The 16,966-nt window shown below is 69.3% G+C and carries 18 protein-coding genes and 2 tRNA genes; 10 read left to right on the forward strand and 10 right to left on the reverse strand.

Going from position 1 to position 16,966, the window contains the following annotated elements:
• The first annotated feature begins 44 nt into the window (after positions 1 to 44).
• The 7 genes from FHU36_RS06630 to FHU36_RS06660 all read left to right on the forward strand — a co-directional run bounded on the left by FHU36_RS06630 (position 45) and on the right by FHU36_RS06660 (position 6,814).
• Positions 45 to 1,118: an NAD-dependent epimerase/dehydratase family protein gene (locus FHU36_RS06630; RefSeq protein WP_185084646.1), complete on the forward strand. Its 1,074-nt coding sequence runs from the start codon at positions 45 to 47 to the stop codon at positions 1,116 to 1,118.
• Between the two features lie 23 nt (positions 1,119 to 1,141).
• The gene (locus FHU36_RS06635) at positions 1,142 to 1,567 is read left to right on the forward strand and encodes a molybdenum cofactor biosynthesis protein MoaE (protein WP_185082893.1); all 426 of its coding nucleotides are present in this window, start codon (positions 1,142 to 1,144) and stop codon (positions 1,565 to 1,567) included.
• A gap of 10 nt (positions 1,568 to 1,577) precedes the next feature.
• Positions 1,578 to 2,621: a YlbL family protein gene (locus FHU36_RS06640; RefSeq protein WP_185082894.1), complete on the forward strand. Its 1,044-nt coding sequence runs from the start codon at positions 1,578 to 1,580 to the stop codon at positions 2,619 to 2,621.
• Between the two features lie 192 nt (positions 2,622 to 2,813).
• Entirely contained in the window at positions 2,814 to 5,702 is a 2,889-nt protein-coding gene (locus FHU36_RS06645; protein ID WP_446685840.1) for a UPF0182 family membrane protein, read from the forward strand.
• A 54-nt stretch (positions 5,703 to 5,756) separates the two neighbouring features.
• Positions 5,757 to 5,833 (forward strand) — tRNA-Met (locus FHU36_RS06650).
• 124 nt (positions 5,834 to 5,957) lie between these two features.
• Positions 5,958 to 6,031: transfer RNA gene (locus tag FHU36_RS06655), tRNA-Met, on the forward strand.
• Between the two features lie 138 nt (positions 6,032 to 6,169).
• The gene (locus FHU36_RS06660; protein ID WP_312891462.1) at positions 6,170 to 6,814 is read left to right on the forward strand and encodes a TetR/AcrR family transcriptional regulator; all 645 of its coding nucleotides are present in this window, start codon (positions 6,170 to 6,172) and stop codon (positions 6,812 to 6,814) included.
• 25 nt (positions 6,815 to 6,839) lie between these two features.
• On the opposite strand, the gene FHU36_RS44175 is transcribed toward FHU36_RS06660, so the two are convergent.
• Positions 6,840 to 6,986 carry a zinc ribbon domain-containing protein gene (locus tag FHU36_RS44175; RefSeq protein ID WP_312891463.1) on the reverse strand — a complete coding sequence of 49 codons (147 nt, stop codon included), beginning with the start codon at positions 6,984 to 6,986 and terminating at the stop codon, positions 6,840 to 6,842.
• A 345-nt stretch (positions 6,987 to 7,331) separates the two neighbouring features.
• Here FHU36_RS44175 and FHU36_RS06670 point away from each other — a divergent pair, with 345 nt between their 5' ends.
• Positions 7,332 to 8,582, forward strand: coding sequence for a serine hydrolase domain-containing protein (locus FHU36_RS06670; protein WP_246502229.1), 1,251 nt, complete (start codon positions 7,332 to 7,334; stop codon positions 8,580 to 8,582).
• Positions 8,583 to 8,633: 51 nt separating this feature from the next.
• Here FHU36_RS06670 and FHU36_RS06675 read toward each other — a convergent pair whose 3' ends face one another.
• The 7 genes from FHU36_RS06675 to FHU36_RS06705 form a co-directional block, all read right to left on the reverse strand.
• Entirely contained in the window at positions 8,634 to 9,134 is a 501-nt protein-coding gene (locus tag FHU36_RS06675) for a GNAT family N-acetyltransferase (protein ID WP_185082896.1), read from the reverse strand.
• 46 nt (positions 9,135 to 9,180) lie between these two features.
• Positions 9,181 to 9,816 (reverse strand): DUF6461 domain-containing protein, encoded by a 636-nt coding sequence (locus tag FHU36_RS06680; RefSeq protein WP_185082897.1) that lies wholly within the window; start codon positions 9,814 to 9,816, stop codon positions 9,181 to 9,183.
• 128 nt (positions 9,817 to 9,944) lie between these two features.
• A complete protein-coding gene (locus FHU36_RS06685) occupies positions 9,945 to 10,139 on the reverse strand; it encodes a hypothetical protein (RefSeq protein ID WP_185084868.1) in 195 nt (64 codons plus the stop codon).
• A gap of 44 nt (positions 10,140 to 10,183) precedes the next feature.
• Positions 10,184 to 10,453 (reverse strand): WhiB family transcriptional regulator, encoded by a 270-nt coding sequence (locus tag FHU36_RS06690; RefSeq protein ID WP_185082898.1) that lies wholly within the window; start codon positions 10,451 to 10,453, stop codon positions 10,184 to 10,186.
• 128 nt (positions 10,454 to 10,581) lie between these two features.
• Positions 10,582 to 10,842, reverse strand: coding sequence for a hypothetical protein (locus FHU36_RS06695; protein ID WP_185082899.1), 261 nt, complete (start codon positions 10,840 to 10,842; stop codon positions 10,582 to 10,584).
• A gap of 108 nt (positions 10,843 to 10,950) precedes the next feature.
• Positions 10,951 to 11,823, reverse strand: a complete 873-nt coding sequence (gene tesB / locus FHU36_RS06700) for an acyl-CoA thioesterase II (protein WP_185082900.1) — start codon at positions 11,821 to 11,823, stop codon at positions 10,951 to 10,953.
• A 182-nt stretch (positions 11,824 to 12,005) separates the two neighbouring features.
• The gene (locus FHU36_RS06705) at positions 12,006 to 14,048 is read right to left on the reverse strand and encodes an ATP-dependent DNA helicase UvrD2 (protein WP_312891628.1); all 2,043 of its coding nucleotides are present in this window, start codon (positions 14,046 to 14,048) and stop codon (positions 12,006 to 12,008) included.
• 154 nt (positions 14,049 to 14,202) lie between these two features.
• On the opposite strand from FHU36_RS06705, the gene FHU36_RS06710 reads away from it, so the two are divergent.
• Both FHU36_RS06710 and FHU36_RS06715 read left to right on the forward strand, forming a co-directional pair.
• A complete protein-coding gene (locus tag FHU36_RS06710; RefSeq protein ID WP_312891464.1) occupies positions 14,203 to 15,108 on the forward strand; it encodes an alpha/beta hydrolase in 906 nt (301 codons plus the stop codon).
• Between the two features lie 61 nt (positions 15,109 to 15,169).
• On the forward strand, positions 15,170 to 15,415 hold the full coding sequence (locus tag FHU36_RS06715) for a mycoredoxin (RefSeq protein ID WP_185082902.1): 246 nt from the start codon (positions 15,170 to 15,172) through the stop codon (positions 15,413 to 15,415).
• A gap of 82 nt (positions 15,416 to 15,497) precedes the next feature.
• Here the strand turns inward: FHU36_RS06715 and FHU36_RS06720 are convergent, their stop codons facing one another.
• A complete protein-coding gene (locus FHU36_RS06720) occupies positions 15,498 to 15,842 on the reverse strand; it encodes a hypothetical protein (RefSeq protein WP_185082903.1) in 345 nt (114 codons plus the stop codon).
• Between the two features lie 62 nt (positions 15,843 to 15,904).
• Positions 15,905 to 16,951, reverse strand: a complete 1,047-nt coding sequence (gene nudC, locus FHU36_RS06725; protein ID WP_312891465.1) for an NAD(+) diphosphatase — start codon at positions 16,949 to 16,951, stop codon at positions 15,905 to 15,907.
• Between the last annotated feature and the right edge of the window lie 15 nt (positions 16,952 to 16,966).

The raw sequence follows: 16,966 nt of genomic DNA on the forward strand, positions 1-16,966 counted from the left end.
CGCCACGTTAGCCGTCTCACGGCGGATCAGTGCAAAGTGAGGACCTGGTGCCTACCTCGAAACGCCCGCGCCAACCTGTTGTCGCCGTCACGGGCGCGGCCTCGGGCCTGGGCCGCGAGTTGCTCGCAAGGCTCGTATCCTCCGCGGATTTCCGCAGGGTGGTGGCCATTGACGAGGAGCGCGGCGACGTCCAGGAAGCCACGTGGAGGGTGATCGACGTCCGCGATCCGCTCTTGGCGAACCGGATCTCCGACATCGACGTCCTGGTCCATCTGGCGGGTGACTACGCGGTCGACTCCGACCCGCGCGAGCGCCGGGCGTACAACCTGAGAGCCGCGCAGACCGTCCTGACCGCCAGCGCCGCCGCGCGGGTGCGGCGGGTGGTGCTGGTCACGAGCGCGATGGTGTACGGCGCCGCGCCGGAGAACGAGGTGCCGCTGGCCGAGGGCGCCCCGGTGGCGGCCGAGCCGGACACCGGCGTGGTGGGCGACCACCTGGAGATCGAGGCGCTGGCGCGCCGGTCGCTGCGCAGCCATCCCGGGCTGGAGGTGACCGTGCTGCGCCCGGCGGCGGTCGTGGGGCCGGGCGTCGACACGGTGATCACCCGCCATTTCGAGTCGCCGAGGCTGCTGACGGTCAAGGGGTGTTCGCCGCGCTGGCAGTTCTGCCACGTGGACGACCTGCTGTCGGCGCTGGAGCTGGCCGCGCGGGGGGTGGTCGACGGCGTGGTCGCGGTGGGCTCCGACGGCTGGCTGGAGCAGGAGCAGGTCGAGGAGATGTCCGGTCTGCGACGCTTCGAGCTGCCCGCCGGGCTGACGTTCGGCACGGCGCAGCGCCTGCATCGGCTGGGCATCACGCCGGCTCCGGCGACCGACCTGCACTACGTCGTCTACCCGTGGGTGGTCGACTGCACGAGCCTGCGCGAGGCGGGGTGGAAGCCGTCCTGGACCAACGAGGCGGCGTTCGAGCAGCTCCTGGAGCTCCGGGAGAAGGCGACGACCGTGGTCGGCAGGCGCCTGCCGGTCAAGGAGGCCACGCTGACGGCCGCGGGCGCGACCGTCGCCGTCATCGGCACGGCCGCGATCGTGCGCCAGGTACGCCGGAAGCGCCGCCAGTGACCGCGAATCGGTAGGCTCTTGTCGTGGACGTCATCCGGTTGCTCGGCATACGTGACACCCCGCTGTCCGTGGACGAGGTGCTCTCCGCCGTCGGCGATCACGCCGCGGGCGGTACGACGATCTTCGTCGGCACCGTGCGCGAGCAGGATCACGGCAAGCCCGTGACCAGGCTCTCCTACTCCGCCCACCCCTCGGCGACCGGCGAGCTGCGCCGGGTGGCCGAGAAGGTCGCGGCCGACTTCCCGGTGACCGCGCTGGCGGCCGTGCACCGGGTCGGCGACCTGGAGCTGGGCGACATCGCGGTGATCGTCGCGGTGGCCTGTCCGCACCGCGACGAGGCGTTCCGGGCGTCCCGCACGCTGATCGACGATCTCAAGGCCGAGGTGCCCATCTGGAAGCACCAGGTGTTCGCGGACGGCTCGTCCGAGTGGGTCGGCGCCTGCGCTTAAGCTCGTTTCCATGTCACGACGCGCCCTGACCCTGCTGGTTGCGAGTTTTCTCGTGCTCTCGCTCGGCATCGTCGGCGCGCTCATGAAGGTGCCCTACGTCGTGCTCAGTCCCGGCCCGACGGAGAACACGCTGGGCCTGGTCGAGAAGAAACCCGTGATCACCATCACCGGCCGGCAGACCTATCCGACGAACGGCGCGCTGAGCCTGGTGACGGTCGCCTACCAGGGCGGGCCGAGCAGCCGGATCGACCTGCTGACCGCGCTGCGCGGCTGGGTCGACCCCGACGTGGCGGTGGTGCCCGAGGAGACGATCTTCCCCGACACCCGGTCGCAGAAGGAGGTCGAGGAGGAGAACACGGTCGAGATGACCAACTCCCAGGACTTCGCGACCGCCGCCGCGCTGACCGAGCTCAAGATCCCCTATCGGACGGCGGTGTCGGTGGTGTCCACCGACGCGGGCAGGCCCGCCCACGGCAAGCTGCTGAAGGGCGACGAGGTCACCGCGGTCGACGGCAGGCCGGCCGACGACGTCGAGAGCATCGCGGCGGCCGTCAAGGCGGTCAGGCCGGGCACGAGCCTCACCTTCACCGTGACGCGGGGCAAGGAACAGTTGAAGGTGGCCGTCCCGACGGTGGCGGGGGCGGACGGCAAGTCGGTCGTGGGCATGGCCATGCAGGCGTCCTACAAGTTCCCCTTCGAGGTCGACATCAACGTCGGCGACGTGGGCGGGCCGAGCGCGGGGTTGATCTTCTCGCTCGGCATCCTCGACAAGCTCACCCCCGGCGAGCTGACCGGCGGCAAGAAGATCGCCGGCACCGGCACCATCGACCCGTCCGGCGCGGTCGGCCCGATCGGCGGCATCGCCCAGAAGATGGTCGGCGCGCGCCAGGCCGGGGCCACCGTGTTCCTGACGCCGGCCGACAACTGCGCCGAGGCGGTCAAATCGGCGCCGAAGGGGTTGCGGCTGGTCAAGGCCGAGACCCTGCACGACACGGTGGTCGCGCTCGACGCGCTGCGCACCGGCAAGGGCGGCGTGCCGTCCTGTTCGGGCTGAGCAGGCGACCGGAACCCCCACCGGCCGTCGTACGTTAGTCCTAGGGCTGGCACAGCGGTGTAGGTTGCCAGACACGGACCGTTTGTTCATCACGACGAGGGGTTGGCCTTGAGCTTCCGGACCCCAGGAGCCGGCAGGGCGATGCGGATGCCTCGCCGGCCGAGATTGCTTCTGCCTGTCGCGATCGCGGTTGTGGCGATCGTGGCGTTGTTCTTCCTTTTCTCCGGCATCTACACCGACTATCTGTGGTTCGACTCGGTCGACTACACCTCGGTCTTCTCCACGATGCTGATGACCCAGATCGTGCTGTTCCTCGTCGGAGCGGCGTTGATGGCCGGCATCGCGGGCGGCAACATGCTGCTGGCCTTCCGCATGCGGCCGATGTTCGGGCCCGCCATGTTCGGCGGGGGCAGCGGCGCCGACCGCTACCGGATGGCGCTGGACCCGCACCGCAAGCTGATCTTCATTGTCGGCATGGGCATGCTCGCGCTGTTCGCGGGCTCGTCGTTCGCCGGGCAGTGGAAGACCTGGCTGCAGTTCGTCAACGGCCAGCCGTTCGGCAAGACGGACGCCGAGTTCGGCATGGACATCTCGTTCTTCATGTTCGACTATCCGTTCATCCGGATGGTGCTGAACTTCCTGTTCACCGCTGTGATCATCTCGATCGTGCTGGCGGCGATCACGCACTACCTGTACGGCGGGTTCCGGTTGCAGTCGCCCGGCGTGCACGCCTCGCGGGCCGCGCGGGCGCACCTGTCGGTGCTGCTCGGGGTGTTCGTGCTGCTGAAGGCCGTCGCCTACTACGTCGACCGCTTCGGACTGGTCTTCTCCGACCGCGGCTTCGTCAACGGGGCGTCCTACACCGACGTCAACGCCGTGCTGCCGGCCAAGAGCATCCTGGCGATCATCGCGCTGATCTGCGCCGTGCTGTTCTTCGCCGGCGTCGTGCGGCCGGGCGGCATGTTGCCCGGCGTGTCGTTCGGCCTGCTGGTGCTGTCGGCCGTGCTGATCGGCGGCGTCTATCCGGCGCTGGTCGAGCAGTTCCAGGTCAAGCCCAACCAGCAGCTCAAGGAAGCGGCCTACATCGACCGCAACATCAAGGCCACGCGCGAGGCGTACGGCGTCGACGGCGCCGAGATCGTCGAGTACAAGGCCGAGGCCGATCCGACCAAGGTCAAGACCGACGGCGACGCCTCCGTGACCGGCGTCCGGCTGCTCGACCCGGCGCTGGTGTCGTCGACGTTCGAGCAGACGCAGCGCATCCGGGGCTTCTACGGCTTCTCCGAGCAGCTCGACGTCGACCGCTACGACGACGGCGGCGGCAAGCTGGTCGACCACGTGGTGGGCGTCCGCGAGCTGACCGGGCCGCCGCAGGGCCAGGACAACTGGATCAACCGGGCGCTGGTCTACACCCACGGCTACGGCTTCGTGGCCGCGCCCGGCAACAAGGTCGACTCGGGCGGCCTGCCCGACTACGACGCCAAGGACATGCCGGTCACCGGCTCGCTGGCCACCTCGACCAAGCTCACGGAGTCGCGCGTCTACTTCGGTGAGAGCCCGGCGGGCAACGAGTACGTCATCGCCGGCGGCAACCCGAAGAACCCGCAGGAGCTCGACTACCCCGAGACGGGCGGCACGGGGCAGAAGAACACCACCTACACCGGCAAGGGCGGCGTGCCGGTCGGCTCGTTCGTCAACCGGCTGGTCTACGCGGCCAAGTACGGCGAGAAGAACATCCTGCTGTCCGGCGACATCAACGACAACTCCAAGATCCTTTACGAGCGCAACCCGCGTGCCCGGATCGAGAAGGTCGCCCCGTTCCTCACCCTCGACGGCAACCCGTACCCGGCGATCATCAACGGGCGCATCACCTGGATCGTCGACGGCTACACCACCTCCAACGAGTACCCGTACGCGCAGAGCGAGAGCCTGGGCGACATGACCCGCGACCTCGCCACCGACCGCCGCGTGGTCGCCCAGCAGCCCCGCGACAAGATCAACTACATCCGCAACTCGGTGAAGGCCACGGTCGACGCCTACGACGGCACGGTGACGCTCTACGCCTGGGACGACACCGACCCGGTGCTCAAGACGTGGAGCCGGGCCCTGCCGGGCACGATCCGGCCGGCCTCGGAGATGGGCCCCGAGCTGCAGGCCCACGTGCGCTACCCCGAGGACCTGTTCAAGGTGCAGCGTCACACGCTGTCGCGCTACCACATCACCAACGCGGCGGCCTTCTACAGCGGCCAGGACTTCTGGAACGTCCCCAGCGACCCGTCGCAGGGCAACCAGCAGGTCAAGCAGCCGCCGTACTACCTGACCGCCACGATGCCGGTGGGCAACGCCAAGTCGTCGTTCTCGCTGACGACGACGTTCGTGCCGAGGGAGGGGCCCAACCTGGCGGCGTTCATGTCGGCCGGCTCGACGGTGGGTGACGACTACGGCAAGCTGCGCATCCTGCGCATGCCGTCCAACACCGCCATCCCGGGCCCCGGCCAGGCGCAGAACAACTTCCAGAACAAGTTCTCCGGCGAGCTCGGCCCGCTGGGCCTCGGCCAGGCCAACGTCCGCTACGGAAACCTGCTGACCCTGCCCTACGCGGGCGGCCTCATCTACATCGAGCCCGTCTACGTCCAGACCAGGGCCGGCACCGGCCAGGAGCCCTATCCGATCCTCAGGCGGGTCCTGGTGGCGTTCGGCAACAAGGTGGGCTCGGGCGACAAGCTCGAGGACGCCCTGGCGCAGGTCTTCGAGAACCAGCAGCAGACCACCCAGACCCAGCCCAACCAGCAGGCGCAGCCCAACCAGCAGACCACCGCGCTGAGCCAGGCCATCGGCAACGCCCAGAAGGCCTACGAGGACGCCCAGAACGCCCTCAAGGCCAACCCGCCCAACTGGGAGGAGTACGGCAAGGCCCAGAAGCGCCTGGACGACGCCCTGAGGGCACTGCAGGGTCTCGGCGCACAGCCGGCGCCCACGACCACCACCAGCCCGTCACCGTCACCCTCGCCCACGACGACGGCCCCGTCCAGCGGGTCGCCGTCACCGTCGCCCACATCGACATCCGGCGGGGGTACGTAGCCGCGTCAATTTGCCACCGCCTCGCCTCGCCGATACTGTTAAGACACACACCGACGCGGGGTGGAGCAGTTCGGTAGCTCGCTGGGCTCATAACCCAGAGGTCGCAGGTTCAAATCCTGCCCCCGCTACCAGATCAAAGGCCCGGAGGATATCCTCCGGGCCTTTGTTTCATGTCACGCCCCAAACGGCCGGCTCTTTCGCATCGAGATGTGCTTCGCACCTCGGATTCACTGATAGTCTTCAGACACACACCGACGCGGGGTGGAGCAGTTCGGTAGCTCGCTGGGCTCATAACCCAGAGGTCGTAGGTTCAAATCCTGCCCCCGCTACAAAAGGAAACGCCCTCCAGGATCCTCCTGGAGGGCGTTTCGCATGTCTGGCCTTCGTGCCCGATCGTCGAGCGAATCGCCTCTCCGGCCACGCGCGACGGCGCCGTCAGATCATCACCTCACCGAGACTGACCGACCGTGCTATCTTTGGCCATGCGGCCAAAAAATAAGGCGGACGGCCAGGAACGCTCGTTCATCGAGACGGCGCGCCGGGCCCAGATCGTCCAGTGCGCGATCGACGTGATCGCCGAAGCGGGCTACGCCCAGGCGTCCCTGGCCCGGATCGCCAAGCGCGCCGGGATCAGCAAGGGCATCATCTCCTACCACTTCGACAGCAAGGACGAGCTCGTCCAGCAGATCGTCCAGGATGCCTTCGCCCTGGGAGACGCCTTCGTTCGCCCTCGGATCGAGGCGCAGACCACGGCCGCGGGAATGTTGCGCGCCTACATCGAGGCGAGCGTGGAGTTCTACCGCACCCACCGGCAGCACATGCTCGCCCTGCTGGACATCTGGACGAACTTCCGCACCGAGGACGGCCGTCAGCGGCTGGGCATGCGGGACAACGAGGCCGAGATGAGCGATGTCGAGCAGATCCTGCGGCTCGGCCAGGCCACCGGAGAGTTCGGCGAGTTCTCCACCCGGGTGCTGGCCGTGGCCGTCAAGCAGGCGGTCGACGGCGTGCTCATCCTGATGGCGTCCTATGACGACGTCGACTTCGACACCTATGCGCGCGAGTTGGCCGCCCTGTTCGACCGTGCCACGTGCAGGGAGAGCCGCCCGTGAAGGGAGCGGCTTCTCACTGAACCGCTCACGCGGCGTCGCGAAGGGCAAGCCCTGCCCTCAAGATGTTGACCGCCGCGTTGACGTCGGAGTGTCCATATGGGCCGCATGCCGTACATCGGAACTCGGCCTGGCCGGCGCGGTTCTCCTTCGCACAATGCCCGCATTCGGGCACGTGCGGGAGGTGTTGGCGGGGTTCACTACGATCAGCTCTCAACCGGCGCTTTCAGCCCTTGTACGACAGGGCCGCGCCTTGGCGTGCAGCGCCGCGACAGGGGCGACGGCCTTACGGCGGCGGTGGGACCCGCGCCTGGTCCGGGCGAGGTTCCGCTGAGCCGTCGCCAGACGGCCGGCGCAGGTGTGCAGGTGGCGCGGATCGGCCGGATGCCCGCCGTCGCTGGAGCGTGACGGACGGCGTCGATCCTGACACATCCTTCCCTGACCAGCGATCACACGCGTACCTGGTGTGGTAGTAAAGACCACTGCAGATACGTTTGTGACTATTGGGGGAAATGTGACCATGATGCTGAGCAGGCGACGGCTTCTCCAGGCGGGTGCGGCCGCCGTGCCGGCACTGGCGCTCGGTGCCCGGCCCGCGCAGGCCGGATCCACCGCGCTGCTGACGACGGGTGTGGTGCCCAGCGCGATGGCCGGGTTCGACCAGGCGATGAAGACGTTCATCACCGAACGCGACATCTCCAGCGCCCAGCTCGCGGTCGCCAAGAACGGCAAGATCCTGCTGGCCCGCGGCTACGGGGTCTACTCCCGCTCCGGCCTCGTCACACGGGTGCAACCGACGTCGCTGTTCCGGATCGCGAGCCTCAGCAAGAACGTCACCGGAGCCGCGATCGCCCGGCTCGCCCAGGACGGCAAGCTGAGCCTCGGCGCCAAGGTGACCACCTTGCTGGGGCTGTCGGCGGCGGCGGACCCGCGGCTGGCGAACGTCACCGTGTGGCGGCTGCTCCAGCACACCGCGGGCTGGGACCGGAACGTCTCGAAGGACCCGCTCTGGAACGACCACACGATCGCGGCGTCGCTCGGCGTGCCGCTGCCGATCGACCACGCCGACATCATGAAGTACGTCACCGCCAGGAAGCTCGACTTCGACCCCGGCTCGAAGTACGTCTACAGCAACTACGGCTACATGCTGCTCGGCCGGATCATCGAGAAGGTCTCGGGCATGAGCTACGAGTCGTACGTCAGGCAGAAGCTCCTCGCCCCCGTCGGCATCACCCGGATGCGGCTCGGCCGCAGCCTGCGCACCGAGGCGTTCTCCACCGAGGTGTCGTACACCTCGAAGTACACCAACAAGAGCGTCGTGGACGACTCGGGCACGGTCGTGCCGTACCCCTACGGCGGGTTCAACATGCCCAACCAGGACGCGAACGGCGGCTGGCTCGCCTCGGCCGTCGACATGGTCAAGTGGGGGTTCGTCTTCGACAAGGCCGGTACGGTGCTCAACGCCACGTCCATCGGCCGGGTGTTCGCCAAGCCGGAGACGGGCGTGAACGCCAACGGCTCCTGGTACGGCCTCGGCTGGAACGTGCGCAACAACAACGCCGGCGGGCTGAACACCTGGCACAACGGCTCGATGCCGGGCACGTTCAGCTTCCTCGCGCGGGTGCAGAACGGCGTGAGCTACTGCGCGATCTTCAACCGGCGGGAGGAGGAGGGGACGCCCGACTACGACGCGATCGACCCCATCCTCGGCCGGGCGATCGGCACCGTGACGACGTGGCCGACGACCGACCTCGCCCCGAGGTACTTCTGACCGGCGGCCGGCGACCGGTCAGGTCACAGGCTGCGGGCCGGAGGCCGACGGTCAGAGGCTGATGGAGTAGATCCGCTGCTGGATGCCGTTGTACTCGGCCATGCGCTCCAGCGTGAGGCCGAGCTTCTCCGCGACCCGCTGGGACGGTGTGTTGTCCGGGTTGATGATCGCGATCAGGTGCTCGACACCGAGCACCTCCTTGGCGTGGTCGCGGCAGGCCAGGGCCGCCTCGGTCGCGTATCCGCGGCCCTGCAGATCCGCCCGGACGAGGTAGCCGATCTCGGTGAAGACCTCGCCTTCCACGGTCTGCCTGGTCAGCCCGCAGTTGCCGACGAACTCCCCCGTGTCGCGGCTGACGATCAGCCAGAGCCCGTAGCCGTGCTCGCGGTAGGAGCTCCGGCTGCGCTCGATCCAGCGCAGTGCCTCGTCGCGGGTCATCGTGCGGGGGTAGTGGCGCATGACCACGGGGTCGCCCAGCAGGGCGGCCATGTCGTCGAGGTCGTCGACGGTCATCTCGCGGAAGGCCAGGCGTTGGGTGGGGTACGGCGTCACGGGCGCCCTTTCGACGGGAACGGAGTGTCCACAGCTTAGAGGGGGGTCAGACCAGGTCGTTGATGGCACCCACGTACAGGGGGCCGGCCAGGTGCTCCGGCTCCAGGACGACACCCGTGATCTTCGCGGCGAGGGCGAACGCCCGGGTGACGCCGCCCGCCATGAGATCCGGCCACGTGTCGTCGTCGGCCTCGTAGTCGGGGTCGAGGCCCACCTCGCGCATGAGGTCGTTGAGCGCGTCGGGGGCGCAGCCGTGCCGGCGGTCGGGCGAGTGCGGGATGAACTCGATCAGCACCGCGCCGTCGCGCGCGTGCAGGAAGGTGTGCTCGGCGTAGTCGTGACGCGAGACCACCACGAGCTCGGCACCGTCGCGGGACAGCCGGGTCGCCACCTCCCGCAGCGCGGCGCTCCAGCCGTGCGGCTCGATCGCGACGCTCGATCCGCCGGCCTCGATGACGCCGACGTGACCTGAGCCCTCCCCGCCGTCGGTCGCCTGGACGAAGTCGTACACGAGATCGTCGAACACCTCGAACTCCTCGCGGCGACCCGGCGACGTGCCACCGAAACGGCGGACGACCTCGGCCGGACCGACCCCGCGGAGGAAGGACACGCACACGATCGGGCTCCAGCAGCAGTCGTCGTGAACGAGCCGGCGGAACGGCTTGAGGGGGTCGTGGATCACGCCGCCATGCTGGCAGCCCGTACCGACAGAAGCGGCCGAGGGCCGGGCGCGATGGTCGCGCCCGGCCCTCGGCCGTCGATCAACGGGGTTCGGGGGGAGATCCTGCGCCGGCGGCAGGACCTCCCCCGTCAGAACGCCTCGCGGAGGATCCGGCTGAGGCGGTCGTTCGCCTGCTGTGCCTTGCGCCGTGCCCGCTGCACACGTCGGATGCGGGATACCAGGCGTTGCTCCTCGGCCTCGCGGTGGAGCGTTTGTATTCGGTCATTGACCAGGTCATGGTACAGATACGGCATTTCAAGGCTCCTGGTGGAGATGGTGCTCATCTGGCTGTCTGCTTTCTGGTGTCGGTGCGTTGGTGCGGTTCGGTTCAGGCGGCGACCGGGTGCTTGCGGGGACGGCCGCGGGGCCTCTTGCGGGGGACGATGGTGCCCCGCAGGATCAGCTCCCCGCCCCAGACGCCCCACGGCTCCTCGCGCTCCAGCGCGCGGGCCAGGCAGGCCTTCTGGATCGGGCAGTCACCGCACAGTGCCTTGGCGAACTCGACGTCGTCCGGGGACTCGGCGAACCACAGGTCAGGGTCGGTACGACAGGGGATCTTGGCTTCGTCGATCAGGTCCATGATCGTCTTGGCCCCCATCTGTTTCTCCTTTTGATCGATCTTTGATCTTGGTCGTGCACCTCGGAGGTGGTCGGGGATCACGGACAAACAAAAAGGCCGCGGATCCTGTGTGCGGATCCGCGGCCTGGGGGCTGCTCTTGTGCCGGTCAGGTTATGACCGGAGCATCCCTCCAGGGTTGCGGACCGCGCATTCCACCCTTGGTGATCTGCTGGGTCGGCGCTGCTGCGCCCGTGCTCGGAGCCGGCACGCCCACGACGCCGGCACCGAAGTGGGCGTAGTCGGGGGTGGCGGCCTGGATACGGGCAGACTTCTCCTGCCGCAGCTTGGCGAGCGCATCAACGAGCCTCACCGCGTCACGGCATGCGGAGGTGGGCCACTGCGTGGCCGACATCTCGATGTTGATCACTGGGGCTCACCTCCACTTGGGGATCGTCGAACAGGACCGTCCGACTCGCTTGACCATGACCCTAAACCGGGAACGCAGAAACCGGCAACCTATTTTCTACCTGCGATTTCACGGCTTCGTGACACGAATCATGGCCTCCTGCACGACGGAGACGACAAGGTCACCCGACGCAGTGAACATCTCACCGCGGGCGAGCCCCCGTGCACCCCCCGCCCAGGGAGATTCCTGTGCGTACAGGAGCCAGTCATCTGTCCTGAACGGCCGGTGGAACCACATGGCGTGATCGAGCGAGGCCCCGACGATGTTGGAGGCGCCCCAGGCCATGCCGTGTGCGAGCAGGACCGTGTCGACCAGCGTGAAGTCGGAGGCGTAGGCGGCCAGCACCACGTGCAGCAACGGGTCGTCGGGCAGCTCGGCGTGGTAGCGGAACCACACGTTGGTTCGGGCGCTGCGCAGCTCCGGGTCGCGGTGCGCCTCCCAGGTCAGCGGCGAGGCGTACCTGGCGTCCACCGGCCGTGGCTTCGCCAGCCAGTCGCGGAACTCCGGCGCGTCACCCACCAGCCCGTGCATGCGCTCCTGGAACGTCGGCAGCGTCTCGGGGTCCGGCACGTCCGGCATCACGGACGCCTGGTGCTCCACCCCCTCCTCGGAGATGTGGAACGACGCCGACATCGTGAAGATCGCCTTGCCGTGCTGGATGGCGACCACCCGGCGCGTGGTGAACGACCGGCCGTCGCGCACCCGCTCCACGTTGTAGACGATGGGGATGGCCGGGTCGCCGGGCCTGATGAAGTAGGCGTGCAGCGAGTGCACACTCCTGTCGTCCGGCACCGTACGACCGGCCGCGACGAGCGCCTGGGCGGCCACCTGGCCCCCGAAGACGCGTTGGATGCGCTCCTCCGGGCTGCGTCCCCGGAAGATGTCGAGCTCGATCTGCTCGAGGTCGAGCAGATCGAGCAACTCCTTCAGCGACTCGTTCACGGGGTCCCCTCCTGCGATGGCCTGGCGTCGTACGGCAAGTCTCGACTTGCCGCCTATCTCCTACCAAATGGGATTCTGGTGGACGCCGTCGGGGCTGGTGTCACGGGGCTGGTGCCAGAGGGCGGATGTCACGGGGCTGGTGCCAGAGGGCGGATGTCACGGGCTGCTGTCACGGGCTGATGTCAAGGGGCGGCCGAGCGGCACAGGGACAGGACGGCCTCCCCGTAGCGGTCGACCTTGACGCGGCCGATCCCGGCGATCGACAGCAGCTCCTGCTCGCTCCTCGGCACGCGTTCGGCGATGGCCTGCAGCGTCACGTCCGTGAAGACCACGTACGGCGGGATCTTGGCCTCCTTGGCGGTGGCCGTGCGCCACGCCTTCAGGCTCTCCAGCAGGGCCTCGTCGTAGTCGGCCGGACAGGTGGCGCACCTGCCGAGCTTCTGCTCGGCCGCCATCACCAGCGTCTTGGCGCACACCCGGCAGCTCACCGGCGCGGCCACCTGGCGGCGCTCGCGCGACGCCGAGACCGTGCGGGCCGCCGCCGGGACACGGCCGGTGAGACCGTCGAGGAAACGGGACGGGCGGCGGCTGCGGCGACCGCCGGGAGCGCGGGACAGGGCCCACGACAGCGCCAGGTGGTGGCGGGCCCGGGTGATGCCGACGTAGAGGAGGCGGCGTTCCTCCTCGATCTGCTCGGCGGTCTCGGCGAAGATGATCGGGATCATGCCGTCGGTCAGGCCGACGAGGAAGACGGCGTCCCACTCCAGGCCCTTGGCGGCGTGCAGCGAGGCCAGCGTGACGCCCTCGACGGGCGGGGCGTGCTGCTCCGCGGCCCGGCGTTCGAGCTCCGTCACGAACACCGGCAGGTCGGCGCCCTCGGCCGCCATGTCCTCGGCCAGGTCGGCCAGGGCCTTCAGCGACTCCCACTTCTCGCGCGCCTTGCCGCCGCCGGGCGGCGTGGGCGTCAGGCCGATCCCGGCGAGGATGTGGTGCACCTCCGAGGCCAGCGGCTCGCCGGCGGCGGAGCGGGCCGCTCCGCGCAGCAGGACGACCGCGTGGCGCACCTCCGGCCGGTCGAAGAAGCGCTCGGCGCCGCGCAGCACGTAGGGGATCTCGGCCTTGGACAGGGCCTCTTCGTACGCCTCGGACTGGGCGTTGGTGCGGAACAGCACGGCGATCTCGCGGGAGGGCACCTGCTGGTCGAGCAGCTTCCTGATGGCGCGGGCGACCCCGGCGGCCTCGGCCGGCTCGTCGTCGTACTCGTGGAAGACCGGCCGAGGGCCGTCGGGGCGCTGCGCCACCAGCTCCAGGCGGTGCGGCGAGCGGCCCTTGGCGATGACGAGGTTGGCCAGGTCGACCACCTGGGGGGTGGAGCGGTAGTCGCGCACCAGCTTGATCACCCTGGCGTCGGGGTGCTCGACGGCGAACCCCGTCAGGTAGCGGGGCGTGGCGCCGGTGAAGGAGTAGATCGTCTGGTTGGGGTCGCCGACCACGCACACGTCGTCGCGCCCGCCGAGCCAGGTGTCGAGCAGCAGCTTCTGCAGCGGGTTGACGTCTTGGTACTCGTCGACGACGAAGTAGCGGTACTGCTGGCGGATCTGCGCGGCGACCTCCCGGTGCTCGGTCATCACCGCGGCGGTCAGCTCCAGGATGGTCTCGAAGTCGACGAGGTGCCGCTCGCGCCTGATCCGCTCGTACGCCTCGTAGAGCCGGGCCACCTCCTCGGCGGGCACCGGAGAGGTGCGGTTGTGCTTGGCCGCGGCGGCGGCGTAGTCCTCGGGTCCGACCTGCGTGACCTTGGCCCACTCGACCTCGGCCGCGAGGTCGCGCAGCTCCGACCTGTCGGAGCTCCTGCGGAGCTGCCTGCAGGCCTCGGCGAGGACCGGCAGCTTCGACTCGATCACCGACGGCGCCTCGCCGCCGATCACGCGCGGCCAGAAGTAGGTGAGCTGGCGCAGCGCCGCCGCGTGGAACGTGCGCGCCTGCACCCCCGGCGCGCCCAGCGCGCGCAGCCGCTGCCTGAGCTCCCCCGCCGCCCGTGTGGTGAATGTCACGGCGAGCACGCTGGAGGCGTCGACGACCCCGCTGCGCACCGCGTACGCGATGCGGTGCGTGATGGCCCGCGTCTTGCCGGTGCCCGCACCAGCGAGAACGCACACCGGACCGCGCACGGCCTCGGCCACCTCGCGCTGCTCCGGATCCAGGCCGGCCAGAACGTCGTCCACGCTGCTCACCTGTCAATCCTCCCAGCCGGTGGCGGTAGAGGCCTCCATTCTGGCAACATGCCGCCCGTCGTCCGTTCATCGTCATCGAGATGCAAAGAACTGGTCTCTTCCCTCACAATGGGGCCCGACCATGTGCATGGGGGAAAGGGAGGCCGTGCGAACTGCGGTTTTCGTTGGCGCGCTCGCGCTCGCTGCCATCACGCTCACACCATCGACCGCGCACGCGGTCAAGGACCCCACTCCGCCTCCGGTCGTCACGGACACCACCGACCCCTACGGCACGGGTTTGTCGTTCGAGACGATCCCGTACGGCTCCCACCGGCGCCAGCAGATGGACGTCTCCTGGACGCCCGACGGCACCGACCGCCCCGGTGTGTTCCTCGTCCACGGCGGCTGGTGGTCCAGCGGCGACAAGCGCTACATGGCGTCGGTCGCCCGCGGCTACGCCGAGCAGGGCTACACCGTCTTCAACCTCAACTACCGCCTGTCCGGTCACGCGGCCTGGCCCGCGCAGCGCACCGACGTGCTGGCCGCGATCGCGTCGGCCAAGAAGCACGCGGCGCGCTGGGCGTTCGACCCGAAGAACTTCGTGGTGGTGGGCTTCTCCGCGGGCGGCCACATCGCCGCCTCGGTCGGCACGTACGGCAACGGCATCGCCGGGCTGCGGGGCGTCGTCGGGCTCTCGCCGATCATCTCCCCGCTGCGCGCCTACTCCGACGGGCTGGCCACCAGGGACGCCTACAAGCGCAAGCTGCGCGCGTCGGCGGTCAAGCTGGCGGGGGGTTGCACGCCCAAGGGCAAGTGCTCGCGCGTGTGGGCGAGCATGGAGGTCGCCTGGCACGCCAGTCCCAAGGACGCGCCGATGCTGACCGTGCACTCGCAGGACGAGTTCGTGCCGCCGGTGCAGAGCCAGCCGCTCAAGCAGATGCTCGGCCAGGTGGGTGTCCCGGTGACGGTTCTCACCGTGGCGGGCACCGCGCACAGCGCCCCGCTCTACCGGGAGCCGGCCGTGCTGGAGGCCGTGCAGCAGTGGATCGCCGAACGCATTGCCCAGGAATGACCTGACCCTGGTCCGGTGTTGAACGGAGCGCCCGTCGGTTGATCTGGAAGGATGTCTGACCATGGCGCTCACGGTCTACAGCACCACGTGGTGCGGTCCCTGCAAGCGGTTGAAGTCTCAGCTCGCCCGCGAGGGCATCAGCTTCCGGGACATCGACATCGAGCGCGACCCGGCCGCGGCGGAGTTCGTGATGAGCGTCAACAACGGCAACCAGGTGGTGCCGACCGTGGTGGTCGAGACCGCCGGTGGGCGCGTGGTCCGTACGAACCCGTCGGCCCGGGAGGTCAAGGCGCTGCTCGTCTCCTGAGGGGTTCGCCGCCCGGGGGACTTCACCGGGTGGTCGCGGGGGATGTCGCGAGGGGCCGGGTGCTGCCGCACACCCGGCCTCGTCAGTGGGCGTGACAGTCGAGCTTGCGCTCCAGGCTCGCGATGTCGGTCTTCAGCTCCGTGCGGACGTCCGCGATGTCACCCTTGAGCTCGTCGCGGACCGAGGCGATGTCGCTCTTGAGCTCGTCGCGGACTGAGGCGATGTCGTGCTTGAGCTCGGCGCGGAGATCTCTCAACTCGCTCTTGAGCTCCAGCACCGCGTTGGTGATGGCGCCGGTCACCGCGGTGACGATCCGCTTCTCCGAGGACCTGATCTTGTCGTCCATGACCACCTCGGTGGCGGCGTGCTGGATGGCGAGCTTCTGGCGTTGGAGGTCGAGGATCTCAGCCATGTGAGTCTCATTCATGGCCATGACTTTAGCCTCCCGTTACCGAAGGTGTCTTCGAATCTACGCTAAGTCACCATCGTTTACCAGTCGCCCGAGAGAGGGCCGCCGTACCAGGTCTCGATGAGGCGACGGGCGATGGAGACCGAGGGCGGCAGGCGCAGGTCGCCGGACTCGAGGGCGGCCACGAGCTCGTCGCGGGAGTACCAGCGGGCCTCGGCGATCTCGTCGGCGTCGGGCGTGATGGCGGTGGTGACGGCGTCGGCGAAGAAGCCGAGCATGAGGCTTCGTGGGAAGGGCCAGGGCTGGCTGCCGAGGTAGCGCGGGCCGGCGACGGCGATGCCGACCTCCTCGGCCACCTCCCTGATCACCGCGTGCTCCAGCGACTCGCCGGGCTCGACGAAGCCGGCCAGGATCGACATGCGCCCCTGCGGCCACTGGGGGCCGCGGGCGAGCAGGCAGCGGTCGTCCTCGTCGCGGACGAGCATGATGACGGCCGGGTCGACGCGCGGGAAGTGCTGGCTGGAGTCGATCGGGCAGACGCGGATGTGGCCGCCGGCCCGGACCTCGGTGCGGGCGCCGCAGCGGGGGCAGAACTCGTGGGTGGCGTGCCAGGCCTCCAGCGCCACCGCGTAGACCAGCAGGCCGGCGTCGCGGTCGCCGAGCAGGCCGCCGACCTGGCGCAGCCCCGCGGTGACCGTGGCGCCGTCAGGCGCGTCGTGCAGGCCCATCGGGACCGTGACGCGCCCGTTGACGTCGCCCACGGCGGGCGGCGTGGCCTGCGGGACGGGCGGCGTGGCCGGGATCGGCGGCGTGGCCTGTGGGACGGGCGGCGCGGCGGGCTCGGGCAGCGGGGCGGCCACGGCGAAGTAGGCGACGTCGCCCTCCACGCCGAGCAGGTAGCGCTCGCCGGGCGGCGCCTCGGCGGGGGTGAACAGCTCGGCGCGCACCTCGTCGCCGAGCCGCCTGACGAGTGTCCGGCCGTCGTGGATGACGAGGACCCGGGTGCTGGGCGCGGCCCAGGCCCGCTCCAGCCAGGCGGTGTCGGGGCGCAGCGCCGCCGACCGGTCGATCGTGCCGCGCGCCAGGAGCAGCGGTCCGATGAGTTGCTCTTCCGCCCTCGTGTGCACGGGCCCCACCCTTCC

It is taken from the genome of Nonomuraea muscovyensis (genome assembly GCF_014207745.1).
GTDB lineage: Bacteria > Actinomycetota > Actinomycetes > Streptosporangiales > Streptosporangiaceae > Nonomuraea > Nonomuraea muscovyensis.